General features: G+C 69.9%; 21 protein-coding genes. 8 read left to right on the forward strand and 13 right to left on the reverse strand.

Translation table 11 applies throughout. The features are described 5' to 3' along the window. Window positions 1–41 precede the first annotated feature (41 nt). A complete protein-coding gene (locus tag SH922_RS25650; protein WP_393060198.1) occupies window positions 42–851 on the forward strand; it encodes a class I SAM-dependent methyltransferase in 810 nt (269 codons plus the stop codon). A 69-nt stretch (window positions 852–920) separates the two neighbouring features. Beyond that, on the forward strand, window positions 921–1379 hold the full coding sequence (locus SH922_RS25655; protein WP_393060199.1) for a hypothetical protein: 459 nt from the start codon (window positions 921–923) through the stop codon (window positions 1377–1379). A gap of 43 nt (window positions 1380–1422) precedes the next feature. Here SH922_RS25655 and SH922_RS25660 read toward each other — a convergent pair whose 3' ends face one another. Together SH922_RS25660 and mgrA are read right to left on the reverse strand one after the other, a co-directional pair. Beyond that, on the reverse strand, window positions 1423–2577 hold the full coding sequence (locus tag SH922_RS25660) for a winged helix DNA-binding domain-containing protein (RefSeq protein ID WP_393060200.1): 1155 nt from the start codon (window positions 2575–2577) through the stop codon (window positions 1423–1425). Between the two features lie 427 nt (window positions 2578–3004). Beyond that, window positions 3005–4045, reverse strand: a complete 1041-nt coding sequence (gene mgrA / locus SH922_RS25665) for an L-glyceraldehyde 3-phosphate reductase (RefSeq protein ID WP_393060201.1) — start codon at window positions 4043–4045, stop codon at window positions 3005–3007. Window positions 4046–4240: 195 nt separating this feature from the next. Between mgrA and SH922_RS25670 the strand changes: the two genes are divergently transcribed. From SH922_RS25670 to SH922_RS25685, 4 genes are all read left to right on the forward strand, one after another. Further along, entirely contained in the window at window positions 4241–5002 is a 762-nt protein-coding gene (locus SH922_RS25670; RefSeq protein WP_393060202.1) for an isoprenyl transferase, read from the forward strand. A gap of 352 nt (window positions 5003–5354) precedes the next feature. Further along, window positions 5355–6677 (forward strand): PhoH family protein, encoded by a 1323-nt coding sequence (locus tag SH922_RS25675; RefSeq protein WP_393060203.1) that lies wholly within the window; start codon window positions 5355–5357, stop codon window positions 6675–6677. Between the two features lie 388 nt (window positions 6678–7065). Then, the gene (locus tag SH922_RS25680; RefSeq protein ID WP_393060204.1) at window positions 7066–7773 is read left to right on the forward strand and encodes a transglycosylase SLT domain-containing protein; all 708 of its coding nucleotides are present in this window, start codon (window positions 7066–7068) and stop codon (window positions 7771–7773) included. A gap of 136 nt (window positions 7774–7909) precedes the next feature. Then, the gene (locus tag SH922_RS25685; protein ID WP_393060205.1) at window positions 7910–9334 is read left to right on the forward strand and encodes an AI-2E family transporter; all 1425 of its coding nucleotides are present in this window, start codon (window positions 7910–7912) and stop codon (window positions 9332–9334) included. Between the two features lie 136 nt (window positions 9335–9470). Here SH922_RS25685 and SH922_RS25690 read toward each other — a convergent pair whose 3' ends face one another. From SH922_RS25690 to SH922_RS25700, 3 genes are all read right to left on the reverse strand, one after another. Continuing rightward, entirely contained in the window at window positions 9471–10004 is a 534-nt protein-coding gene (locus SH922_RS25690) for an alkyl hydroperoxide reductase (RefSeq protein WP_393060206.1), read from the reverse strand. 12 nt (window positions 10005–10016) lie between these two features. Continuing rightward, on the reverse strand, window positions 10017–10568 hold the full coding sequence (locus SH922_RS25695; RefSeq protein WP_393060207.1) for a peroxiredoxin: 552 nt from the start codon (window positions 10566–10568) through the stop codon (window positions 10017–10019). A 63-nt stretch (window positions 10569–10631) separates the two neighbouring features. Beyond that, complete coding sequence (locus tag SH922_RS25700; protein ID WP_393060208.1) at window positions 10632–12338, reverse strand: recombinase family protein; 1707 nt, start codon at window positions 12336–12338, stop codon at window positions 10632–10634. Window positions 12339–12513: 175 nt separating this feature from the next. On the opposite strand from SH922_RS25700, the gene SH922_RS25705 reads away from it, so the two are divergent. Continuing rightward, window positions 12514–13479, forward strand: coding sequence for a hydrogen peroxide-inducible genes activator (locus tag SH922_RS25705; protein ID WP_393060209.1), 966 nt, complete (start codon window positions 12514–12516; stop codon window positions 13477–13479). A gap of 29 nt (window positions 13480–13508) precedes the next feature. On the opposite strand, the gene SH922_RS25710 is transcribed toward SH922_RS25705, so the two are convergent. The 5 genes from SH922_RS25710 to SH922_RS25730 all read right to left on the reverse strand — a co-directional run bounded on the left by SH922_RS25710 (window position 13509) and on the right by SH922_RS25730 (window position 18429). Next, the gene (locus SH922_RS25710; protein WP_393060210.1) at window positions 13509–15905 is read right to left on the reverse strand and encodes an ABC transporter permease; all 2397 of its coding nucleotides are present in this window, start codon (window positions 15903–15905) and stop codon (window positions 13509–13511) included. Then, window positions 15902–16588 carry an ABC transporter ATP-binding protein gene (locus SH922_RS25715; RefSeq protein WP_393060211.1) on the reverse strand — a complete coding sequence of 229 codons (687 nt, stop codon included), beginning with the start codon at window positions 16586–16588 and terminating at the stop codon, window positions 15902–15904. Before SH922_RS25715 ends, SH922_RS25710 begins: the two co-directional genes overlap by 4 nt. Beyond that, window positions 16585–17109: a PadR family transcriptional regulator gene (locus SH922_RS25720; protein WP_148020476.1), complete on the reverse strand. Its 525-nt coding sequence runs from the start codon at window positions 17107–17109 to the stop codon at window positions 16585–16587. The genes SH922_RS25715 and SH922_RS25720 overlap by 4 nt, the downstream gene beginning before the upstream one ends. 103 nt (window positions 17110–17212) lie before the next feature. Beyond that, a complete protein-coding gene (locus tag SH922_RS25725; protein ID WP_393063690.1) occupies window positions 17213–17401 on the reverse strand; it encodes a hypothetical protein in 189 nt (62 codons plus the stop codon). A gap of 56 nt (window positions 17402–17457) precedes the next feature. Next, on the reverse strand, window positions 17458–18429 hold the full coding sequence (locus SH922_RS25730; RefSeq protein WP_393060212.1) for an SPFH domain-containing protein: 972 nt from the start codon (window positions 18427–18429) through the stop codon (window positions 17458–17460). Between the two features lie 223 nt (window positions 18430–18652). Here SH922_RS25730 and SH922_RS25735 point away from each other — a divergent pair, with 223 nt between their 5' ends. Beyond that, complete coding sequence (locus SH922_RS25735; RefSeq protein ID WP_393060213.1) at window positions 18653–20953, forward strand: transglycosylase domain-containing protein; 2301 nt, start codon at window positions 18653–18655, stop codon at window positions 20951–20953. Between the two features lie 117 nt (window positions 20954–21070). On the opposite strand, the gene SH922_RS25740 is transcribed toward SH922_RS25735, so the two are convergent. The 3 genes from SH922_RS25740 to SH922_RS25750 all read right to left on the reverse strand — a co-directional run bounded on the left by SH922_RS25740 (window position 21071) and on the right by SH922_RS25750 (window position 25530). Beyond that, window positions 21071–22987 (reverse strand): SpoIIE family protein phosphatase, encoded by a 1917-nt coding sequence (locus SH922_RS25740; RefSeq protein ID WP_393060214.1) that lies wholly within the window; start codon window positions 22985–22987, stop codon window positions 21071–21073. A gap of 378 nt (window positions 22988–23365) precedes the next feature. Continuing rightward, on the reverse strand, window positions 23366–24085 hold the full coding sequence (locus SH922_RS25745; RefSeq protein WP_393060215.1) for a DUF402 domain-containing protein: 720 nt from the start codon (window positions 24083–24085) through the stop codon (window positions 23366–23368). Window positions 24086–24129: 44 nt separating this feature from the next. After that, entirely contained in the window at window positions 24130–25530 is a 1401-nt protein-coding gene (locus SH922_RS25750; RefSeq protein ID WP_393060216.1) for a class II fumarate hydratase, read from the reverse strand. Window positions 25531–25532: the final 2 nt, after the last annotated feature.

Here is a 25532-nt window from a genome sequence, read left to right on the forward strand (position 1 = left end):
AGCGGTCGCGGTCCGCGGCGCCCGGCTGCCACCATCCCCGTATGACCTCAACCCCCGATGACGCGCAAGCGGCAGAAGCAGCAGCAGCGGAGCGTGCCCGGTTCGAGGCCCTGGTCGCCGAGGCCGACGCCGTCTCCGTAGCCGGCTGGGACTTCTCCTGGCTCGACGGCCGGGCCACCGAGGAGCGCCCCTCCTGGGGGTACGCCCGCGCCATGGGGGAGCGCCTCGGCAGAGCGAGAGCCGCGCTCGACATCCAGACCGGCGGAGGCGAAGTGCTCGCCTCCGCGCCGAAGCTGCCGCCGCTGACCGTGGCCACCGAGGGCTGGCCGCCGAACATCGACCGCGCCACCGCCCTTCTGCATCCGCTGGGAGCCGTGGTGGTGGCGGACGAGGACAAGCCGCCGCTGCCGTTCGGCGACGCGGCTTTCGACCTGGTGGTCAGCCGCCATCCGGTGACCACGTGGTGGGAGGAGATCGCCCGGGTCCTGGCCCCCGGCGGCACGTACTTCTCGCAGCAGGTCGGCCCGGCCAGCGTCTTCGAGCTCGTCGAGTACTTCCTCGGCCCGCAGCCGCCGGAGGTACGCGGCGGCCGCGACCCGGAACAGGCGCGCTCGGCGGCCGAGGCGGCCGGTCTCGACGTCGTCGACCTGCGGATGGAGCGGCTGCGCACCGAGTTCCTCGACATCGGCGCCGTCGTCTACTTCCTGCGCAAGGTGATCTGGATGGTGCCCGGCTTCACCGTCGGCGCGTACCGGACCCAACTTGCCGCGCTGCACCACCGGATCGAGACCGAGGGCCCGTTCGTCGCCCACACCACCCGATTTCTGATCGAGGCCCGCAAACCCGGGTGAGGCCGAACACCCTTCCCGCGCCCGAAGGGTGGCACCCTGGGTGCTGAGCGCACGGGGAAGGAGCAGGCCATGAGGGTCGGCAACGACGAGGAAGCGGCGAGCAGCCCACGGCAGGGGAACGCCGAATGGCTCAGAGGCGCCCGGGTGGTCGGCGTCCTCGGCATCTTCTACCGGCCCGAAGGGCGCATGGGGGAGCCGGAAGCGGTCGCCTTCCTGCTGGACGACGGCCAGTCCGTGCTCCTGACCTGCGCGTCCGACGGCAGTCTGCACGTCGGCGCCGGTACCTGGCCGCACCTTCCCGACTGGTGCGTACCCGCCGCCCAGTGGGAGTTCGCCACGATGGCGCGGCTGCCGCAGCCGCCGGAAGGCGGCTGGACGGTGCTGCGCACCGAGGAGCGCAGGGACGAGCGGGGCGAGGTGGACGAGGCCGTCATCCGCTGCGAGGGCGGCCGTTTCGTGGTGACCGGCGGCGACACCGTGGGCATCCGCTTCACCAGGGGCCATCGGGGCGCGGCCGCCGCGACCTGACGGCGCGCGCCGCGGCCCGGGTGCGGCAGTACAACGCCGCACCTTACGCGTGCCCCCCGACCGTCACCTTCCCCACCGTCAGCTCCGGCTTGCCCTCCATCACCTCACCCACCCGCTCCACCTGCTGCTCCAGTTCCCGGAGCTGTCCGGCCGTCAGCGGGGACAGTGGCTCCACCGTCACCGCGATCCGCCGGCCCGAGCGGCGCTGGTGCCACACCCCCGCCACGGTGCCGTCGATCAGCAGCACCGGAAAGTTCCCCGCCTGGCCGCCCGCCAGCGCCCGGGTGCAGGCCGCGCCGGGGAAGAGCCTCTCGCGGGGCTGGGACGCGATGACGAACGCGTCGAAGTAGGGGAGCAGCCGCACCCCGCGCACCGGCTCCGAAGGGAAGGCGGTGTCGCCCGCCACCACCCAGGCCGGGCTGCCGTCCTCGTACACCACCTCCTCGATCTTCCCGTCGGCCGCCAGTCCCGCGAACAGATCGGCTGCCCAACGGGCGGGCACCGCCAGCCATTTGGCGAAGTTCTGCGGGGTTGCGGGGCCGTAGGCGTACAGGTAGCGGCCGACGAGTGCGGCGAGCGCCTGCGGTCCGTCGAGCGGGGTGACGTCCGGGCGGGTGTAAGTGACCTTGCGGCCGTGGTCCTGGCCGAAGCAGAGCAGTCCGCGGCGGGACGCCAGGTGCGTCACCTGCCGCCAGCGCGGCCACAGGGTCTGGAAGGCGGGCACCACCGGCTCGCCGGCCCAGGCCCCGGCGCGGGCGATGACCGCCTCCGTGAGTTCGTCGACGGTCAGCTCAACGCCGGTCAGTGCATCGGCGATCGCGGCGAGCACCTCCTCGGTCTGGTCCGGGTTCATCCGCACCCCTTCCGGGTGGGTGTTGCGGCCCACCGGAAGCGCGGACAACGCTCCGGTCCACAGCGGCAGTTCGGCTGCGGACACCAGATGGACCGTGCCGCGCGGCCCGAACGTCTTGATCAGGATCCGGTCCGACCACAGGGCCTTGCGCACATCGGCACGGGTCAGGTCCCGGCTCCGCAGCCCCACGGAGAGCTCGGCGGCGGACAGGACCTGCGCGTGCGCGGCCGGCATCGACTCGACCACTGCCGCCGGGGCGGCGGCGAGCGGGTCCGTCAGGCCCTGGCGCTCCATCCGGCGGGTGTTCGCTCCGGCCCAGGTCGCGGTTGCGCTTCGCGTCGTCATGGATCGAAAACTACCGGCCCATCAGGTCAGTTCCTGTCCTCATTCCCGGCCCTGCCGGTGACCTCTGCGCGAAGCCGGAGGGCCCCCGCCGAGGACCCCAGGCGCGCGGGGCGCGGCCACCCGCGACCGGAATGTGCACATCCTGTGCACGTCCTGAGGGCGCGTCCGGCGTCAAGGCGGCGCCGCCGGGCATCCGTGCAGCTCCAGGCCCTGTGGGGCACCGGATTCCGTGCCCGTGGCGGAGCCCCGCACATTCGGAGAGTAATTATTTCGTGGCGTGGCACGCAGCATCACTTACGAAGGGTTATGGTGGAAACCCCCCCTCGGGCCGGTCCGTAACCCCCCCCCCCACGGACCGGCCCGTTTTTTTGTGCCCCGGTACCGCCGGGTCCGAACCGCAGGCGCGGTCGTGAGCCCCGGCAGCCTCTCAGGCCCGTCCCGCCCAGATGTTGGTGCCCGCGGTGTCCACGGCGAAGGTGTCGATCTCCTTCAGTTCCTCGGCAGACAGCGCCGGTCCGGCCAGTGCCGCGACGTTCTCCTCCAGCTGACCCACACTCGACGCGCCGATCAGGGCCGACGTCATACGGCTGTCGCGCAGCACCCAGGCGATGGCCAGCTGGGCGAGCGACTGGCCGCGGCGGCGCGCGATGTCGTTCAGCCCGTTCAGCCGGCGGACCACCTCGTCCGAGAGCAGGTCCGGGTTGAGGGACTTGCCCTGCGTGGCACGCGATCCCTCCGGGATGCCCTTCAGGTACTTGCCGGTCAGCAGCCCCTGGGCGAGCGGCACGAAGGAGATGCAGCCCATACCGGCCGCCTCCAGGGTGTCCAGCAGCCCGTCGTCCTCGGTCCAGCGGTTGATCATCGAATAGGACGGCTGGTGGATCAGGGCCGGCACGCCCATCTCCTTCAGCAGCCGGGCCGCCTCGGCGGTCTGCGCGGAGTTGTACGAGGACACCCCCACGTACAGCGCCTTGCCCTGCCGCACGGCGGAGGCCAGCGCCCCCATCGTCTCCTCCAGCGGAGTGTCCGGGTCGAAGCGGTGCGAGTAGAAGATGTCGACGTAGTCGAGGCCCATCCGCTTCAGCGAGGCGTCGAGCGACGACAGCAGGTACTTGCGGGAGCCCCACTCGCCGTACGGGCCGGGGTGCATGTCGTACCCCGCCTTGGTGGAGATGACCAGCTCGTCGCGGTAGGGGATGAAGTCCTGCGCGAAGATCTTCCCGAAGTTGAGCTCGGCGGAGCCGGGCGGCGGGCCGTAGTTGTTGGCCAGGTCGAAATGGGTCACGCCGAGGTCGAAGGCGCGGCGCAGAATGGCGCGCTGCGAGTCGAGCGTGCGGTCGTCGCCGAAGTTGTGCCAGAGGCCGAGCGAGACGGCCGGGAGCTTGAGGCCGCTGCGGCCGGTGCGGCGGTACTCCATGGAGTCGTAGCGCGCGGCGGCGGCCCGGTAGGGGGAAGAGGAATCAGTCACGTTTCCCTCCTTATCACGGACTTGTGACAGGCCGGGTTGGGCCGGTGCGCCGCCTGCGCAGTAATGTGGCGGCTTCGGGACTGCACGGCACGGCGGGGCGATCGCCCCCTTCCGGTGCGGCGATCCCCAGGTGGACGACCCCGGACCCCGGGCAAAGGGGCGGGCGTGCCCGCACGGAACCGAGAGGTGGACTCAGTGAACTTGCGCGACCTGGTGTACGGGCTCTACGCACGCCGGGTGGAGGCCCGCCTCGATCACGCCCAGGTGCCCAAGCACATCGGCGTCATCCTCGACGGAAACCGGCGCTGGGCGAAGGCGTCCGGCGGCACCGCCGCGCAGGGGCACCAGGCCGGTGCGGACAAGATCAAGGAGCTCCTCGGCTGGTGCAGCGAGACGGACGTCGAGGTCGTCACGCTCTGGATGCTCTCCACGGACAACTTCGACCGGCCCGCGTCGGAGCTCACCCCGCTCCTCGGCATCATCGAGAACACCGTGCGTGACCTGGTGGCGGACGGGCGCTGGCGCGTCCACCACGTCGGCACGCTCGACCTGCTGCCCGCGCACACCCAGACGGTCCTCAAGGAGGCCGAACAGGCCACGGTCGGGGTCGACGGAATACTGGTCAACGTCGCCGTCGGCTACGGCGGGCGACAGGAGATCGCGGACGCGGTGCGCTCCCTGCTGCTCGACCACTCCGAGAAGGGCACCTCCTTCGAGGACCTGGCGGAGATCGTCTCCACCGACCTGATCTCCGAGCACCTCTACACCCGGGGACAGCCGGACCCCGACCTCGTGATCCGTACCAGTGGCGAGCAGCGGCTGTCGGGCTTCATGCTCTGGCAGAGCGCGCACTCCGAGTACTACTTCTGCGAGGTCTTCTGGCCGGCGTTCCGCCGCGTCGACTTCCTGCGGGCCCTGCGCGACTACGCGGCCCGCCACCGCCGCTACGGCGGCTGAGGACTCTCCCACGGAGGCTCCGGCCCGGATCAGGGCGGGAGGCCACCCGGCCTCGGCTGACGGCTTCGACCGGAACCGGCCAGGTCGGCATGGCTTGGCGTGTTCGAGGGCATACCCCTGACAGGTCGACGTCCGGTCACCAACCAGGCGGACGTCGTGTCCAAGTGAGCGGCATGGAGTCCGCTCGCCCGGGAGGCCCTTTGCACACGAAGGACCGTACATACAGTGCGGCCGACGCGGAGGGCCGGCGCTCGGCCCGCGCAAGGTGGCCGGAGCCCGGCCCGTCCTCTCCCATTGGGATGCTCCGCGACGCCGTCGCACCCCAACCTCGTCCGAGGGGGTACGTCCTTCCGTGGTGACCAGCACAAAGCGCCGCATGCCCGACAGGCGCACCTATGTTCTCGACACCAGCGTCCTGCTGGCCGATCCGAACGCCATGGCCCGCTTCGACGAGCACGAAGTCGTGCTCCCGATCGTCGTGGTCACGGAACTGGAGGCCAAACGGCACCACCCCGAGCTCGGGTACTTCGCCCGGCAGGCCCTGCGCCTGCTGGACGACTTCCGGGTCCGGTACGGCCGGCTGGATGCCCCGATCCCCCTCGGGGATCTGGGCGGGACGCTCCGCGTCGAACTCAACCACTCCGATCCCGGCGTCCTTCCCGCCGGCTACCGGTTGGGGGACAACGACTCACGGATTCTCGCGGTCGCACGCAATCTCCAGGCCGAGGGGTACGACGTCACGGTCGTCTCCAAGGACCTGCCGCTGCGCATCAAGGCATCATCGGTCGGCCTCCTCGCCGAGGAGTACCGGGCGGAACTCGCCATCACCGACTCCGGCTGGACCGGGATGTCCGAACTGTCCCTCTCCGCCGAACAGGTGGACCTGCTCTTCACCGAGGAGACGCTGTACGTCCCCGAGGCCGCCGAGCTGCCCGTGCACACCGGCCTGGTCCTCCAGTCCGAACGGGGCAAGGCGCTCGGCCGGGTGTCACCCGAGGGCAGTGTCCGGCTCGTCCGTGGCGAACGGGAGGCCTTCGGCATCCACGGGCGCAGCGCCGAGCAGCGCATCGCCCTGGACCTGCTCCTGGACCAGGACGTCGGCATCGTCTCGCTGGGTGGCCGGGCCGGCACCGGCAAGTCGGCGCTGGCGCTCTGCGCGGGTCTCGAAGCGGTGCTGGAGCGCGGGCAGCACAAGAAGGTGATGGTCTTCCGTCCGCTGTACGCGGTGGGCGGGCAGGAGCTCGGCTATCTCCCCGGCAGCGAGGCCGAGAAGATGAGCCCCTGGGCCCAGGCCGTCTTCGACACCCTCTCGGCGGTCTCCGGCCGCGAGGTGATCGAGGAGGTGCTGGGGCGCGGCATGCTGGAGATCCTGCCGCTCACCCACATCAGGGGCCGGTCCCTCCATGACGCCTTCGTGATCGTCGACGAGGCCCAGTCGCTCGAACGGAACGTCCTGCTGACCGTGTTGTCCCGGATCGGGGCCAATTCCCGGGTGGTGCTCACGCATGACGTGGCCCAGCGGGACAACCTCCGGGTCGGCCGGTACGACGGAGTGGTCGCCGTGGTCGAGAAGCTGAAGGGACATCCGCTCTTCGCGCACGTGACGCTCACGCGTTCGGAGCGTTCCCGTATCGCCGCACTGGTGACCGAAATGCTGGAGGAAGGCCAGATCTAATACGGATTGGGGCAGTTGATGCCGCCCGGCGAGCCAAGGAGCTTAGCCGGGCGGCATCGTGTTGCGGCGCTATTTCCGTCATTCATGTGCGCCAAACGAGGTGTGAGCTTTCACACGCAACAGAGAATTGCTTCCCGGCGTCCCGTTCCGGCAGAGTCTTGCTTCCGTCAGGCCCCGCATACGGCACACCGGCACCTCCAGAGGTGCCACGCACCACACAACTCAACAATCGCCGTCCGTATGCCGCCCGCGAGCACCACGCGGCACTCCCTCGGGAGTCGCCCACCGGGCCCGTGCCTCCCGTGACCCAAGCAGTAGGGAGGCCAGTGTCAGGGGCACGATTGCGCCCGCGAGGTCACCTAAGCGGGCGATGCTGGAAGGACACCGTGTGAGCCGGATCTCGGTCCGGGGGTTCGCCGTGGCATCTGCCACAGCGGTAACCACCGTTGGCGCCGTCGTAGGCGTTGCAGCAGGCAGCACTCCCGCTGCTGATGACAACAACTTCGAGGCGACCGCAGCCGACACCACGCTGCTCGCAGACATCCCCGCGGGCCAGCAGGCCCAGGTGCAGACCGTATCGCTGACGCAGCAGGCCGACGCCCAGGCGTCCGCGGCCGACGCGTCGGCGAAGAAGTCCGCCGAGGAATCAGCCCGTGTGCAGGCCGCCAAGGACGCCAAGTCCAAGAAGGCGGCGGCCGAGGACAGGCTGGAGAAGGAGCGTCAGGAGAAGAAGGACGCTGCCGAGCGTGCCAGCCGCTCCGAGGTCCGCAGCGCTTCCGCCTTCGCGGCGCAGAGCTCGTACAGCGTGGCCGAAGTCCAGGCGATCGCCCGTCAGATGGTGCCCGCCGACCAGTTCCAGTGCTTCAGCAACATTGTGAACGTCGAGTCGAGCTGGAACTACCGGGCGAGCAACCCGTCCTCCGGCGCGTACGGTCTCGTCCAGGCGCTCCCCGGCTCGAAGATGGCCTCGGCCGGAGCCGACTGGATGACCAACCCGGCCACGCAGATCAAGTGGGGCCTCAACTACATGAACAGCGGCCGCTACGGCAGCCCGTGCGCCGCCTGGTCCTTCTGGCAGGCCAACCACTGGTACTAGAACCTTCCGAGGTTCCGGTCTCAACCTCACGAAGCCCCTCGCCGTCCTACGGTGAGGGGCTTCGCGCGTGTACGGTCGGGCGGAGCCGTTCCCGGGGGGAGCGGTGGGGAGAGCGGACGGGGGTAGAGGAAGCGTTATGTCGAAACTGCCGGGGTGGCTCGGACAACTGGGTGCTGAACTGACCAGGCTCGGTGAGCGCCTGGACGAACGGCGGGCCGAAGCGGAGGCCGAGGACGACGACGTCGCGCGCGAGGGGGCGCCGGTGACGACGGCCGCCGGGCCCGCGCCGGAGGCCGGGACCGCCAGGAGCGCGGCCGCGGCCGACCATGTGCCGCCGCCGCCCGCATACGCCCCCGCCGTCTCCGCCCGCCCCGATCCGGTCGCGGCCATACCCTGGGGGATGCGGGTCGCGGCCGAGGCGGGCTGGCGGCTGCTGGTGCTCGCCGGCACCCTCTGGGTGCTCATGCGGGTCATCAGCGCGGTGCAGCTGGTGGTGCTGGCGTTCGTCGCCGCGCTGCTCGTCACCGCGATGCTCCAGCCGACCGTCGCACGGCTGAAGCGGTACGGGCTGCCGCGCGGACTGGCCACCGCGGTCACGGCGATCCTGGGCTTCATCATCATGGGCCTGGTCGGCTGGTTCGTGGTCTGGCAGGTCATGGACAACATCGACACCCTCTCCGACAAGGTGCGGACGGGAATCGACGACCTGAAGAACTGGCTGCTGGACAGCCCGTTCCATGTGACCGACAAGCAGATCAACGACATAGCGAAGAACCTCAGCGACACCGTCGGCACCAACACGGAGGCGATCACCTCCGCCGGACTGCAGGGCGTCACCGTGATGGTGGAGCTCCTCACCGGGATGCTGCTGGCGATGTTCTCCACGCTCTTCCTGCTGTACGACGGCAAGCGCATCTGGCACTGGGTGCTCAGGCTCGTGCCCGCCCAGGCCCGCCCGGGTGTCGCCGGCGCCGGCCCGCGCGCCTGGCGGACGCTGACCGCCTATGTGCGCGGCACGGTGATAGTCGCTCTGATCGACGCCATCTTCATCGGCCTCGGGATCTTCTTCCTCGATGTGCCGATGGCCGTGCCACTGGCCGTCTTCATCTTCCTGTTCGCGTTCATCCCGCTCGTCGGGGCGGTGGTGTCCGGGGCGCTGGCGGTAGTCGTCGCCCTGGTCACCCAAGGCGTGTTCACGGCACTGATGGTGCTGGCCGTGGTGCTCGCGGTGCAGCAGATCGAGGGCCACATCCTGCAGCCGTTCATCCTGGGCCGGGCGGTGCGCGTGCATCCGCTGGCCGTGGTGCTCTCGGTCGCCGCGGGCGGCATGATCGCCGGCATCGGGGGCGCCGTGGTCGCGGTGCCGCTGGTCGCGGTGACCAATACGGTGGTCGGCTATCTGCGGACGTACGGGCAGGAGGAGTCCCGCCGCCACTCGCCACCGCCGCACGGCTCGACCTCACTGGACGCGGCACCGAAGCCCGCACCCGGCTCGCCTCCGGAGGAGTTCGACGACGGCAGCGACGAGGAGTCGGCGGCGGACGCGCCGAAGGCGCTCTGAGCGGGACACGCGACAAGGGACCTCGTAGGTCCGGACCCTTGAGGAGGACCCTCGGAAGGGTCCGGACACAGAAGAAGGGCCCCGAGGACGGTCGGTCGTCCTCGGGGCCCTTCTCGTATCAGGGGTACTGCGGGTGCTACTCGGTGATGACGGCCTCGGCTTCGAGGGTCACACCGACCGCCTGGATCACCGAGGCGATCTTGACGGCTTCCTGAATGGTCTCACGGTCCACGCCGGCCTTGCGCAGCACCTGCTCGTGGGAGTCCAGGCACTGGCCGCAGCCGTTGATCGCGGAGACGGCGAGCGACCACAGCTCGAAGTCGACCTTCTCCACGCCCGGCTTGCCGATCACGTTCATCCGCAGGCCGGCCCGGAGGTTGCCGTACTCGGGGTCCGACAGCAGGTGCCGGGTCCGGTAGAACACGTTGTTCATCGCCATGATGGCGGCGGCCGACTTCGCGGCGGTGTACGCCTCCGCGGAGAGGTTGGCCTTCGCCTCCGGCTCCAGCTCGCGCAGCACCTTCGGCGAGCGCGAGGCGATCGCGCAGGCGAGGACGGTGCCCCAGAGCTGCTGCTGCGGGAGCTCGCTGTTGCCTATGACCGAACCGAGGTTCAGCTTCAGGTCCTTGGCGAAGTCCGGAACGGCGGCCTTCAGTTCGTCGAGTGCCATGTCGGTGTCAGCTCACTCGCCCGAGAGGAGCGCGACCGGGTCCAGGGTGTTCTCGCCCTTGGTCCAGTTGCAGGGGCACAGCTCGTCGGTCTGCAGGGCGTCGAGGACCCGCAGGACCTCCTTGGGGTTACGGCCCACGGAACCGGCGGTCACCATCGTGAACTGGATCTCGTTGTTCTGGTCGACGATGAAGACGGCGCGCTGAGCGAAGCCGTCCTCGCCCTCGATGCCGAGGTCACGCATGAGCTCGTGCTTCGAGTCGGCCAGCATCGGGAAGGGCAGGTCGGTCAGGTCCGGGTGGTCCTTGCGCCAGGCGTGGTGCACGAACTCGGAGTCACCGGAGAAGCCGAGGATCTGCGCGTCACGGTCGGCGAACTCGTCGTTCAGCTTGCCGAACGCGGCGATCTCGGTGGGGCACACGAAGGTGAAGTCCTTCGGCCACGCGAAGATCACTTTCCAACCGTCATACGTCTTGTGGGTGATGGTCTCGAACTCCTTGCCCTTCTCCAGGGAGACGCAAGCGGTCAGTTCGAACTGGGGAAACTGGTCACCGACAGTGAGCATGATTCGGGGCACTCCTGTGTTGCTTGGGGCTGGACCTGAGCACAGTCGCACATGTCCCATTGATCACGGAAATCGGCCGCGTCGAGGGGATTGATAGAAGAGGGTGATCAGTGGTAGGCGTGGGTCACTCGACCCGGCGGCCGCTCCGAGACTCCTCCTCAGGAGGAACGGAGGGGGCCGCATTCTGTCACCCGGACCTGTGGGCAGCACCACGACGTCGGAGGCGGTGATCTCCTGTTCCTGCCGATCGCACTGCTTGTCTTCGATCCAGACGACCTCGATCAGCGACGGGTCGAACCTCTTTCCCCGTCCTGCGGGGTGGACCATCACGGCTCGGATCGACTCACGGAGCAGGGTCTTCTTCTCGGGGATCGTGTAGCCCTTCCACTTCTCCGGGAGGGAGGGGGAGATGCTCTGCCTGCGGACCTTCGCGGCGGCCAGTTGGCGGCGCTGCCGGTTCAACTCATCGCGCTCGCCCTCAAGATCCTCGATCATGTCGAGCGCCGTTCCCATACTGATGCGCTTCGCCCTGCGGCGCTCATTGATCTCTTCGATCTCCTGGTGAATCTCGGCGAGCCGAATGTCGTGCTCGGTCTCGTCGATGTCCTCTTCCTTGGCAACCATGCCGAGGCTTCGGCGGACCTCCAGGAGGAAGGCTTCTTCGACCAGGTCTTCCATTGGGGGGCCGACTCGGGTTACACCACCGCACCCGCCGAGCGTGGTGAGGCAGGCGTACCGGTAGCCGTACCGCTCGTAGGAGGTGGTTCCCTGCGAGTACTGGTTGGACATCAGGGGGAAGCTGCACTTTCCGCACCGGGCAATCCCGGAAAGGAGGTACTTGACCGATGTGGTGTGCACTGACCGGCCTTCCTTCCTGGCCCTCTTTCGCTCCTCGATGGTGGTGACGCAGGCTTGCCACTCTTGCGGAGAGACGACCGCTTCCCAGTCCCCCATTACTGGCTTGCCGTCCTTGTGGACGACGAAGTCAGGCATCCATGGCCTTTTGCCGTCACGTCGCTCGGTCTGGGGCAGGTAGGTCTTGTAGCCGCAGACGCGGGGATTTACGAGGCGCGACTCAACAGCGCTGTGCTGGAGGCTCTGCGCGCCGCTGACCTTCTTGTTGCGAGTCGGTTCGTATCCGAGGGAAATCCACAGTTTGCGGACGCCGCCGACGGTGAGGCCGTCGGGGATCCCGAGGATGGCCTTCCGAAGGTCTTCGGCCTCGGTGTCATGGAGCGTCTGACGATCTTCGGCCCAGCCAAAGGGCCGAGGGGCCCCGTGCATATGCCCGCGCTCCGCCAAGCCCTTGTTCTTTCGGGCGACCCGGCGCTTGGTGTTGTAGACCTCCATGCCTCCCATGGTGGCCTGGATGGTGAGCATTGACCGGCCCTCCTGAGTGGACAGATCCGTGCCACCTGCAACGGCCCGACCCAGGTATCTGGGGTTGAGTTGGAAGAGTCGGTTTACTCGGGCCGCATCGTATTCCTGCCGGACCAATCGGTCTGCGTGGTAGAAGAGGATTCCCCGGATCGTGCCGTTCTCCAGGTCTGCCAGCATCTGCTCGAAGTCCTTGCGGACGATGTGAGGGTTGCTCGCCGGGGTGTTGTTGTCGTTGTAGCGGCGAGTGATGGTGACGTTCAGGTCGGCCGCCACCTGTTCCATGTCCTCGAACTGCTCGGCGACCTGCTCGCCGACCTGGCGCCAGTCGGCAGCGTTCGTCCTGAGCGCCTTGTCCTCGGACGCGCGCGCGTAGGCCCCCACCGGATGCATGTCAGACCCCTCCCCAGAAGTTGACTTGAAGGGGACGCTAATGCGCTGAGCAGTGCGAAAGGGGTAATAAATGATGAAATCACACGTACAGGTGTTATCTGATGAAGGCTGACCGCGAGACTCGTTGATCGAGTATGTGGCTACACTCGGTCGTGATGATCGGAGGTGCCTATCAGTGGTCCAGGGTAATCAGGGCATCCGGCCCAAACAGCCCAGCCTCTCGCAGCTGCGCGCCTTCGCCGCCGTGGCGGAGTATCTGCACTTCCGGGACGCCGCAGCCTCAATCGGGATGAGTCAGCCCGCGCTCTCCGGGGCTGTGTCCGCGCTGGAGGAGGCACTGGGTGTCCAGCTGATCGAGCGTACGACGCGCAAGGTGCTGCTCTCGCCCGCCGGGGAGCGGCTCGCGGTGCGGGCGCGGGCCGTCCTGCACGCCGTCGGTGAACTGATGGAGGAGGTCGAGGCGGTCCGGGCGCCGTTCACCGGAGTGCTGCGGCTCGGTGTGATCCCGACCGTCGCCCCGTATCTGCTGCCGACCGTGCTGCGGCTGGTCCATGAGCGCTACCCGGACCTCGATCTCCAGGTGCACGAGGAGCAGACCTCATCGCTGCTGGAGGGGCTGGCCGCGGGGCGGCTGGATCTGCTGCTGCTCGCGGTGCCGCTCGGGGTGCCGGGCGTGACCGAACTCCCGCTCTTCGACGAGGACTTCGTGCTGGTCATGGAGCGCGATCACTGGCTCGGCGGACGTCAGGACATTCCGCGCGAGGCGCTGCGGGAGCTGCCGTTGCTGTTGCTCGACGAGGGCCACTGCCTGCGCGACCAGGCGCTCGACATCTGCCGTGAGGCGGGGCGTACGGAGGGCGCGCCGGTCACCACGACCGCGGCCGGGCTCTCCACCCTGGTGCAGCTGGTGGCCGGAGGGCTCGGGGTGACACTGCTGCCGCGGACCGCGGTGACGGTCGAGACCGCCCGCAACGACGCGCTGACCACGGGGTACTTCGCGGACCCGGCCCCCGCGCGGCGGGTGGCGCTGGGGATGCGGACCGGGGCGGCCCGGCACGAGGAGTTCGAGGAGTTCGCGGCGGCGCTGCGCGGGACGATGGAGGCGCTGCCGGTACGCGTGGCGACGGCCGGCCGGACCTGAGCACAGGTCCGGCCGGCCGTCGGGTAGCGCTACTCGCTGCGCAGCCCGTCGGGGCGCATCATGCGCCACAGAGGCGGCAGGGAGAGCAGGGTGACCAGGAGGATGAGGGCCGCGCCCGCGCCCGCCATCGGCAGGAACAGCCACCAGCCGGACACCTCCTTGCCGACCATCCAGCACAGGGTGGCGCCGAGGGCGAGGCCACCGGCCACCGCCACCGCGAGCCCGATGGCCACCGGGACCGCGGTCTGCCACAGCACCGACCAGCCGAGGGTGACCCGGCGGGTGCCGAAGGCGACCAGGACCGACAGCAGCCGCTTGCGCTCACGCAGTTGCTCCAGCTGGGAGACCAGCATGGACGCGGCGATCAGCAGCAGCGTGGCGGTCGCGCCGACCTGGAGGCCGGTCTGGATGCTCGCGTACTGCCGGTCGCGTTCGACCGAGTTCATGGTGACCAGGCGCATGCCGGGGTCGAGCCGCGCTGCCGTGTTGCGTACGTACTCGGCGGCGTCCGGGACGTGTTCGTCGATGCGGATCTGCGAGACGGTCTCGGCTCCCGGCAGGGCGCCGGCGTCGATCGCTCCGGGCGTGACCATGATGCCCCAGCGTTCCTCGCCGAGCGGATCGGGCCGGGTCCCGACGGTCCGGGTGGCGGCCGGCAGGGTCCAGTGCAGCGGCTTGCCCCGGCCGTAGCTGTCGAACTCGAGCACCTTGCCCTTGCGGGCGGTCTCGTCGACCCAGTCGGCCTGTCCCTTGTCCTTGGGGTGGACGACGAAGGTGTCGCCTTCCCGGCAGGACGTGATCCGGGCGAGCTCGCGCAGGGTCGCACAGTCCCCGATGGTGAACGAGGTGGTGGGCTGGATCGCGTCGCCCTTGTACGTCCCCGGCTTGGTCGCGTACGCCTCGACCGTGCCGATGACCTGGGTGACGCCCTTGGTGGCGCGGAACTCCTTGATCGTGCGCAGGGCGGCGTCGCCTCTGACGATCTCGGAGTGGGAGTAGAACTGGGCGCGGGACGGGTCCTGGCCGGTGATCTTGTTGAAGTCGTCGTTCATCGCGGCGAACAGCATCTGCAGTGCCACCGCACCGGCCACGGCGACGGTGACGCCGCTGACCGCGCGGGAGGCCGCCCCGCTGTTCAGCTGGAGCCGGCGGATGGCCAGCTGCCAGGGCACCGGGCCGCCGCGCAGCCGGTTGACGCAGGCCTCGACCAGCCAGGGCAGGAGCAGGGCCAGCCCGACCAGGACCAGCACCGCGCCTCCGGCGACCGGGTACGGGTTGACGGGTCCGTACTCCTCGACCTTGCCGGTGAGTCCGAAGACCGCGAGACCGGCGACCGGCAGCAGCAGCCGCCACCAGAGGCGGCGCTTGCGGCTGCGGCTGTTGCGTACGACGCCGAGCGGCTCGATGACAACGGACCGCATGGCCGCCAGGGTGACGAGCACCGCGGTGAGTGGAACCGCGAGGGCGATCAGCACGCACAGCCGGGCGTCGGGGGCCAGGTCGGAGGGGAAGGCGCTGACGTCCCAGATCTCGACGTGGTCGATGAACTGGCGTCCCGTCAGGAAAACGGCCAGTCCGATGAGGAGGCCGAGCACCGAGCCGAAGAGTGCCTCACCGGCCGCGATCCGGCGGGTCATCCGGATGTCGGTGCCCACCAGGCGCAGTGCGGCGAGCCGGCGGTCGCGGCGGTCGCCGCCGAAGCGAACGGCGGTGGCGATGAAGATGGCCACCGGGGCCAGGAGCACCACGCAGACCATGATGATCAGCACGATGAGCATCGGTGACAGGGGATCGGCCGGTCCGGGGTCGCCGTATCCGGCGATCCGGTGGCCGCCCGCCGCGCTGGTCAGGGTGTCGCTGCCGGCGTAGAACCACAGCTCGCCGGGCGAGCGCAGGCCCGCGTCCGAGATCGTGCCGGTCACCTCGTACGGCAACCGCTCCTTGAGGAGCGCGTTCTCCGGGGAGTCGAGGAGTTTCCCGAGCGCGGGGGAGACCACCATCTCGCCGGGGGCGGGGAAGGCGGTGAGGCCCGGGGGGACGACCGGACGGCTGCCGTCGGCGCGCATCAGGAAGCCCGTGATGGAGCGGTCGTGGTACTCGGTGCTCGCCTCCATCCGCAGGACCGTGCTGTCCGACTTCTTCGCCGAGGCGTCGGGGGAGTCCGAGATCTTGGTCTCGGAGCGGGCCTGGTCCCGGGCGGACCGCTCGTCGAGCATGTGCGGCACGGAGGAGGCGGTGAGCAGCAGTGCCACCCCGAGTCCCACGCCGACGGCGGTGAGCAGGGTGCGGACCCAGCCCTCGCGGCCGCCGCCGGCGGCGAAGCGGATCCCGAGTGCGAGATCGCGCAGCCAGGGAGCGGTGCGGGAGGTGGCTTCGGGGGGTGGCACCGGGCCGGCCGGGGTGCTCTTCTCGTCGAGCAGCGTCATACGGCGTGCTCCAGATCGCGGGCCCGGCCGTCGCGGACGGTGATGTCGCGGTCGGAGTAGGCGGCGACGCGGGCCTCGTGGGTCACCAGCACCACGGCGACGTTGGAGGAACGGGCCGCATCGGTGAGCAGCTGCATGACCCGCTCGCCGTTGAGGGAGTCCAGGGCGCCGGTCGGCTCGTCCGCGAAGATCACCTTCGGTGACGCGGCCAGTGCGCGGGCCACGGCCACGCGCTGGCCCTGGCCGCCGGAGACCTCGCCGGGGCGCTTGGCGCCGATGTCGTCGACCTCCAGGCGCTCCATCCACTCCAGGGCGGTGCGCTCGGCGGTTTTGCGGCGGGTGCCGTTGAGCCGCAGCGGCAGAGCGACGTTCTCCACACAGGTCAGCTCCGGGACGAGCTGGCCGAACTGGAACACGAAGCCGAACTCGCTGCGGCGCAGGGCGCTGCGCTCGGCGTCGGACATGACGGACAGCTCGCGTCCGGCGTAGGTGATGGTGCCGGAGTCGGGGGTGATGATCCCGGCGAGGCAGTGCAGCAGGGTGGACTTGCCGGAGCCGGAGGGGCCCATCACGGCGACGACCTCGCCGGGGTGGACGGAGAACGAGGCGCCGTCGAGTGCGGGGGTCGACCCGTAGGTCTTGCGCAGATCGTGGGCGGCGAGCAGGGAGCCGGCGGGAATCACGGGGCCACCACCTTCGCGAGCTGGCCGAGTCGCGCGGCGGTGAGCTCCAGCCAGCGCAGATCGGCTTCGAGGTGGAACAGGGCGTGGTCGCAGATCAGCTGGTCGGCGAGGTCGCCCCGGCGCTTGCGGTCGGTGAGGATGCGCATCATGCGCAGGTGCTCGGAGCGCTGGGCGTCCAGCACGTCGGCGGCGCTGCGGCCGGTGAGCATGGCCAGGACGACCTTGGTGTACAGGGTCGACTGGAGGTACGGCTCCGGTTTCTCGGGCTGCGCGAGCCAGGTGGCGACATCGGTGATTCCGGCGTCGGTGATGGCGTAGCGCTTGCGCTCCGGGCCGCCGTCGGTCTCCACGCCGTCGACCTCGACGAGGCCGTTCTTGAGGAGCCGGGACATCGTCGAGTAGACCTGTCCGTAGTGCAGGGGGCGGTCGTGCCCGAACTTCTCGTCGAAGGTCCGCTTGAGGTCGTAGCCATGGCGGGGGCCGGACTCCAGGAGCCCGAGCAGGGTGTGGCCGATAGACATACCGAGGACTGTACATGGTGTGTATACCTGGTGTGTATACCGAGCCGCGAGGGCCGTCGCGTCGAGTGACCGGCGGACCGGACCGGGGCGGCGCCCCGGTGGGTCACTCCTGGTCCGGGGCCTTCGGCGGCCGCCCCCGGCGCGGGATCGGCGCCGCGCCGCCGGGCAGTCGTCCCGCCTCCGCGAGTGCCCTGCGCAGCAGGAACTCGATCTGCGCGTTCGCGCTGCGCAGCTCGTCCGAGGCCCAGCGCGCCAGCGCGTCGTGCACGGCGGGGTCCAGCCGCAGCAGCATCTGCTTGCGCTGCTGCGGCCCGGACTGCGGCGCGCGGCGCCGCGGGGTCTGATCCGTCACTGGTAGAGAGTGCCCGTGTTGAGGACCGGCTGCACCGCGCGGTCGCCGCACAGCACCACCATCAGATTGCTGACCATGGCAGCCTTCCGCTCGGGGTCGAGCTCGACGATGTCCTGCTCGGCGATCCGGGTCAGGGCCATCTCGACCATGCCGACCGCTCCCTCCACGATCAGCTGCCGGGCCGCGACCACCGCTCCCGCCTGCTGGCGCTGGAGCATCGCGGAGGCGATCTCGGGGGCGTACGCGAGATGACTGAAGCGGGACTCGATGATCCGTACGCCCGCTGCCTGCACCCGCGCCGTGAGCTCCACGGCCAGCTTCTCGGTGATCTCCTCGGCGTTGCCCCGCAGCGAGAGGCCGCCCTCGTCGTGGGCGTCGTACGGGTACTCGATCGCGATGTGCCGGACCGCCGCCTCGGTCTGGGTGGCGACGAACTCCAGGAAGTCGTCGACCTCGAAGAGGGCCTGGGCGGTGTCCTCGACCTTCCAGACGACGATCGCGGCGAGCTCGATCGGGTTGCCGTAGGCGTCGTTGACCTTGAGGACGGCGGTCTCGTGGTTGCGGACCCTGGTGGAGATCTTGCGGCTGGAGGTCAGCGGGTTGATCCAGCGCAGGCCGTCGGTGCGGATCGTGCCCACGTACCGGCCGAAGAGCTGGATCACCCTCGCCTCGCCCGGTGCGACCATCTTCACGCCGCCCATGCAGAAGAACGAGGCGATGACGAGCAGCACGCCCAGGATGCACAGCGGGATGCCGACGGCGTTGTTCCCGTTCGACCCGATGACGCCGCCGAGGATGGCGAGGCCGACGCCGGCGATCACCCCGATCACGGTCAGCAGGAGTCCGAGGCCGCCGGCGATGCTGTGCGCCGTCGTCTCGCGGACCTGCGGTTCCGGCATCTCGGGCGCGTCCGGCGTGAGGTCGGCCTGCGGTCCGGCAGGCGCGTGCGGGTTGAGCGGTTCGGTCATGGAATCCCCCGTTTTCACGTGGCTAGCTGTTCGCTAGCAATGTGATTACACATTAATGGTTTTCGCAACCCTGCGCACCTCTCGTGAGTCGGTTCCCTTGGGAACGGGTGCTGATTGTCACGTCCGGAAAATGCGGGATCGCTCGCTTTTTGTCCTTGCCAACGGTGTTAGCTGGCAGGTCCGAGCTGATCCGGTCGAGCAGAGAAACGGGAGCAACACAGCAATGGGTCGAGCGGATGCGCGACGAGCCCAGCGGCGCGGGTCGCGGCGGGCCGGGAAGAGCGGCGGCATACGCAGACTCTTCACCTGGCGGAAACTACTGGGCGCCACCTTCACCGTCTGCCTGCTGGGCATGGGTGCCTTCGCCGCCCTCTACATGCTCGTGGACGTGCCCGAGGGCAACGCCCAGGCCAAGCTGCAGAGCAACATCTACAAGTACTCCGACGGCACCCTGCTGGCCAGGACGGGCGAGGTCAACCGAGAGATCGTGGACCTCGCGCAGGTGCCCAAGGAGGTCCAGATGACCTTCGTCGCCGCTGAGAACAAGTCCTTCTACGACGACCAGGGTGTCGACTTCAAGGGCACGGCCCGCGGCCTGATCAACACCGTTTCCGGCAAGGGCAAGCAGGGTGGCTCGACCATCACCCAGCAGTACGTCAAGAACTACTACCTCGACCAGGACCAGACGGTCACCCGGAAGCTCAAAGAGCTGGTCATCTCGCTGAAGGTCGACCAGAAGCGGAGCAAGAAGGAGATCCTCGCCGGGTACATCAACACCAGCTTCTACGGCCGGCAGGCCTACGGCATCCAGGCCGCGGCACAGGCGTACTACGGCAAGGACGCCGAGGACCTGAACGTCGCCCAGGGCGCCTACCTCGCCGCCCTGCTCCAGGCACCCAGCCAGTACGACTGGGCCGTCGCCGGCCCGAAGGGGAAGGCGCTCGTCAAGGAGCGCTGGAACTACGTGCTGGACAACATGGTCGAAGAGAAGTGGCTGGACGCCGGCGAGCGCCAGGGCCTGGAGTTCCCGGTTCCGCAGGACCCCAAGCCGCTGAACGGGGTCGCGGGGCAGAAGGGGTACATCGTCGATGCGGCCCGCAAGGCGGTGCTGGAGGAGACGGGCCTCAGCAGCGAGCAGTTCGACCTCGGCGGCTGGACGATCACCGTCAACATCGACAAGAAGAAGCAGCAGCAGCTGGAGAAGTCGGTCGAGACGAAGCTGATCGACAACCTGGACACGAAGAAGCGCAAGCTCGACCAGGACATCCAGGCCGGTGCCGTCTCGGTGGATCCGAAGACCGGTGCGGTGCTCGCGCTGTACGGCGGGCGAGGCCAGAACGAACACTGGGCGTCGAACGCGGCCCGGACCGACTACCAGCCCGCCTCCACCTTCAAACCGGTCATTCTCGCGGCGGCCCTCGACCAGGAGTCGGTGACGCAGGAGGATCAGCCGATCACCGCCAACACCCGCTATGACGGCACCAGTGAGCGGCCGGTCGTGGGCAGTGACGTCGCCTTCGCCCCGGAGAACGAGGACGACCAGAACTACGGCTCGGTCACCGTCCAGACCGCGATGAACAAGTCCATCAACTCAGTCTTCGCACAGATGGGCGTGGACGTCGGCATGGACCGGGTGATGCAGACCGCCGGCAAGCTCGGCATGGACGTGAAGGGCCTGGATGCCGTGCCCGCGCAGACGCTCGGCTCCATGGGCGCGAGCCCGATGGAGATGGCCGGGATCTACGCCACGCTCGACAACCACGGCAAGAAGGTCACCCCGCAGATCGTGAAGTCGGCCGTGCACCAGGGCGACGACCCGGTGCCGATGCCCGACGCGATCGGCGACCAGGTGATCAGCCGCCAGGCCGCGGACTCCGTGACCTCCGTACTGACCGGGGTCGTCGACGACGGTACGGCCCACAGGGCGGTACGGAACGCCGAGGGACTCGCCGACCAGCAGATCGCGGGCAAGACCGGTACCTCGGACGACAACAAGTCCGCCTGGTTCACCGGTTACACCCCCGATCTCGTCACCTCGGTCGGCCTGTTCGGCGAAGCGGCCTTCGCCCGCACCGGCGACGACGGCAAGAAGATCCACAAGTACGACCAGGTGACCCTGAAGGGCGCAGGCGGCGGCGGTCGCGTCAACGGTGGCGGCTTCCCGGCCGAGATCTGGGCGGACTTCACCGCGAAGGCCATGGGCGAACCGGGCAAGTTCGTGCTCGACACCGACATGGGCGCCGCGGTCACCCCGCCGCCGGACACCAGCTCGCCGAGCGCGACCACGTCGCCCTCCGAAGAGACCACGCCGTCCGACGAGCCGACCACCGAGGAACCCACGACCGAGCCGCCCGCGGAGACCGAGTCGCCGGTGACCACGCCGCCCGCCACCCCCACGGGGGAGCCGACGACCGAGCCGCCCACCGGCCCGTCGACCGAACCGGGCTCGTCCGCCAGCCCCGAACTCCCGCTGGATCCCGGGGGCAACAACCGGCCGGAGAACGACAACCCCGTGACGCGTTGATCTGCTGAGCGACCGGTCGCCGGAACGGGCGGTGCGCGAGGACTCCTCCTCGCGCACCGCCCGTTTTCCGCGTTCCGGCCGACGGCCCGCAGCCGGGTGGCCCCCGCAAGGGCCCGGTCACTGCCCCCGGGTGGGCATCTCGAACCAGACCACCTTGCCGGTCGACAGACGAGTCGCGCCCCACCGCCGGGCCAGCCGGTTCACCAGGAACAGACCGCGGCCGCCCTCGTCCATGTCCCGCGCCCGGCGCTGCCGGGGCAGCTGCGGGGAGTCGTCGCCGACCTCGCAGCGCAGGATGTCGGTCCGCAGCAGCCGCAGGGTCACCGGCCGCTCCGCATACCGCACGGCGTTGGTCACCACCTCGCTGACCAGGAGCTCCACCGAGTCCGACAGGTCGTCGAGTCCCCACCGGCTGAGTGCCCGGCGGGCCAGCCTGCGGGCCCGGCCCGGGGCGGAGTCCTCCGGTTCCAGGAACCAGTACGCCACGTCGCTCGGCGCGATCCCGTCGAAGCGGGCGGCGAGCAGGGCGATGTCGTCGTCCCGGTCGCCGGGGCCGAGCATGTCCAGCACGTCGTCGCAGAGGGCCTCCAGCGGCGGCGAGTGGTCGGGGCCGGTCAGCCGGGCCGTGGCGGCGAGCCGTTCGCGCAGCTGCTCGATGCCCGTCCAGACGTCCCGCAGCCGCGACTCCACCAGACCGTCGGTGTAGAGGAGCAGGGTGGCACCCGCGGGCGCGTCCAGCTCGACGGCCTCGAAGTCCACTCCGCCGACGCCGATCGGTGCGCCCGGTGGCACCTTCAGCACCTCGGCGCGGCCGCCCAGGTGGAGCAGGACGGGCGGCGGGTGGCCGGCGTTGGCGATGGTGATGCGGTGCGCGACCGGGTCGTACACCGCGTACAGGCAGGTCGCCATGCGGTCGCTGCCGAGCCGCTGGGCCTGCTCGTCGAGGTGGTGCAGGACCTCCTGCGGCGGCAGGTCGAGCCCTGCCAGGGTCTGGGCGGTGGTGCGCAGCTGGCCCATGATCGCGGCGGAGGTCATGGAGTGGCCCATGACGTCGCCGACGACCAGGGCGACCCGGCTGCCGGGCAGCGGGATCGCGTCGTACCAGTCGCCGCCGACCCGGGCCGTCTCGGCGGCGGGGAGGTAGCGGGAGGCCAGCCGGACGCCGGTGGGCTGCGGGAGCGAGTCGGGCAGCATGGTGCGCTGGAGCTCGTCGGCGATGTACGCCTCGCGGCCGTACAGCACGGCCTTGTCGATGCCGAGGGCCGTGTGCGTCGCCAGCTGGGCCGCGACCAGCAGGTCGTTGGCCTCGAAGGGCGCGCGCTCGGTGCCGCGCAGGAAGACCGCGGCGCCGATCACCCGGCGCCGGCCACGCAGCGGGGCGAGGATCGCCCGGTGCCCGGACGGCACGACACGGTCCGCGCCGAGCAGCTCCGGCAGCGCGACCCGGGCCGCGGCGGAGTCGCCGAAGACCGGCCGCACCCCGCGCAGCACCTCGGCCAGCGCGCCACCGGCCAGCACCTCGCACAGTTCGGAGGCGGGTGTCAGATCGGCCTGCGGGTCGACGGCGGGCAGCCGCAGCCGCTCGGTCTCCGACAGGTTCTCGGTGTTCTCGTCGCTCAGGCGCAGCCGGTCGGAGCGGCGCAGCCGCAGCACGAACGGGTTGACGGGCCGCTCGTCGCCGACCGGCAGGGGGTCGCGGAGGTAGACGAGTATGGCGTCGGAGAACGTCGGCACACTGGCCCGGCACAGCCCCAGAACGATCTCGTCCAGGTCTATCCCGCGGGCGATCCGCCTGGTCGCGGCCCCCACGAAGCGCAGCCGGTCGCCCTCGCGACGGGCCGCGGCCTGCGGGTCGGGGCCGGCCGCGGGACCCGGGCCGGTCGGGGCCTGCCCGGGGCTCATGGCCGGAGCCGGGATCGCCGCGGTGGCAGGGGCCGCCGCCGACGCGGCGTCGCGCTGCCGCGGTCGGGTGCGTTCCTGCGGCCGGGCTGCGAGAGGCTGCCGGCCTTCGTGGGAGGTGGGGTGCTCCGTCACGCGTGGGGTTCCGTCCGTCCGGGCCGGTTGTATGAGGCAATCACCTCGTGGAGCGCTACTGTGCCCCGGCATGAGCGGCAATCACAACGGCTGACATCTCGTGCCCCGGGACACGGGGCCGAAACCGGATGTCCGCACAGGGTGTCGCTGACAACGTTTCCGGCGTCCGGGCGGCGGCCAACCGGCACGTCTCCACCCCCTCGTCGTGGCTCATGCGATTCAGGCAACTCGTGCGACTCGTACGACTGATGCGGTTCATGAAGCTTGCAACGTGTGCGGTGACTCATGGTCAGGTCGTGTGCCACGCCCGTCGGTTGGGGCGGAGCCGATCTTCTCGGGACGATCCTACGTTTGCCCCCCTCGGGTGCATCAAGGGTCTCACGACGGCATGGGGGAGGGGGTACGGTCCCAGTCATCCGGCAGCCGGTCCCAGTCGGCGGGCAGCACGGGCACCCGCCAGCGCGGATCGGGCCGCCAGTCCTCCCAGCCGTCCCGGAACGGCGCCCCCCAGTCGCGGATCACCCCGACCGCCGCCCGTCCCGCCGCACGCACCTGCCGGGCGGCGGCCGGGGTCATCAGGCCGACCTGCTGGGCCTGGGCGAATTCGTCCTCGTCGCGCCAGAGCCAGCTGTGGTCCGGGTAGACCGAGATGTCGAGGAAGTGGTCCTCGGAGTCGATGCCGCCGGCCCAGCGGGTCCGCGGTTCCTCCAGGTTCACGTACCAGCTGCGGAACTCCCAGCCCAGCTCCCAGAACAGCCAGACGGACCATGGTTCGCCGGGCCGGGCCAGCTTCAGCACCCCGTTGCCCAGCCAGGGCGAGCGGGCGGTGGTGCGCGGGGCCGTGTACCGGGTGGCGAGCGGCTCGGCGTGCACCTCGGTGCCGTCCGCCAGCACCGGCTTCACGCACTCGGTGCCGGGGGCGACCCAGACTGCGAGCAGCTCGTCGGTGTCCTGGACGACGGTGACGGGACGGCAGATGTGTACGGGGTTCGGGGTCCGGCCGGGCCCGGGGCCGTGCCGCAGCGGTCCGTTGCCGCGGTAGCGCCACAGGATCTGATCACCCGGCGCCCAGCGCTCGGTCTCTCCGGTACCTGTCATGGAGGGATCTTAGTGAGCGCGCCCCCCGGACGCAGCGATGCACGTCACGGACGAGTCATGCGCAACACGTCCAGCGCCTCGTCGAGCTGTTCCACGGTGAGGTCGCCGCGCTCGACATATCCCGAGGCCAGCACCACCTCGCGGATGGTCCGGCGCTCGGCCAGGGACTTCTTGGCGACCTTCGCGGCCTCCTCGTAGCCGATGTACTTGTTCAGCGGGGTGACGACGGACGGTGAGGACTCCGCGTACTCCCTGGCCCGCTCCACGTTCGCGGTGATGCCGTCGACGGTGCGGTCCGCGAGCAGCCGGGAGACGTTGGCGAGGAGCCGGACGGACTCCAGCAGGTTCTTCGCGATGACCGGGAGCATGACGTTCAGCTCGAAGTTGCCCGCGGCGCCCGCGACGGCCACCGTCGTGTCGTTGCCCGTCACCTGGGCGGCGACCATCAGCACGGCCTCGGGAATGACCGGATTCACCTTGCCCGGCATGATCGAGGACCCCGGCTGGAGGTCGGGGAGGCTGATCTCGGCCAGTCCGGTGCGCGGACCCGAGGCCATCCAGCGCAGATCGTTGGAGATCTTGGTGAGGGAGACCGCGATCGTGCGGAGCTGGCCGGAGGTCTCGACGAGGCCGTCCCGCGCGCCCTGCGCCTCGAAGTGGTCCCGGGCCTCGGTGAGCGGCAGCCCGGTGACGCGGGCGACCTCGGCGATGACGGCGGCGGAGAAGCCGGGCGGGGTGTTGATGCCGGTGCCGACGGCCGTGCCGCCCAGCGGCAGTTCGGCGAGGCGGGGGAGCGAGGCGCGCAGCCGCTCGATGCCGTAGCGGATCTGGGCGGCGTACCCACCGAACTCCTGGCCGAGGGTGACGGGGGTGGCGTCCATGAGGTGCGTACGCCCCGACTTCACCACGTCCGCGAACTCGGCGGACTTGCGCTCCAGCGCCGCCGCCAGATGGTCCAGGGCCGGGATCAGCTCACCCGTCACCGCGCCGGTCGCGGCGATGTGGATGGAGGAGGGGAAGACGTCGTTGGAGGACTGCGAGGCGTTCACGTGGTCGTTGGGGTGGACGTCGCGGCCGAGGCGCTCGGTGGCGAGTGTGGCCAGGACCTCGTTGGTGTTCATGTTCGACGAGGTGCCGGAACCTGTCTGGAAGACATCGATCGGGAAGTGCGCGTCCCAGCGCCCCTCGGCGACCTCCGCCGCGGCCTCCTGGATGGCCCCGGCGATCTCCGGGTCGAGCACCTTCAGCTCGGCGTTCACCTTGGCGGCGGCGGCCTTGACGCGGGCGAGGGCCTCGATGTGCGCCCGCTCCAGGCGCTGTCCGGAGATCGGGAAGTTCTCCACGGCCCGCTGGGTCTGGGCCCGCCACTTCGCGTCGGCGGGCACTCGCACCTCGCCCATCGAGTCGTGCTCGATGCGGTATCCCTCGCCTGTTTGCTCGGCCATCG

This window comes from Streptomyces sp. LN549 (assembly GCF_043203805.1).
In the GTDB taxonomy this organism is placed as follows: domain Bacteria; phylum Actinomycetota; class Actinomycetes; order Streptomycetales; family Streptomycetaceae; genus Streptomyces.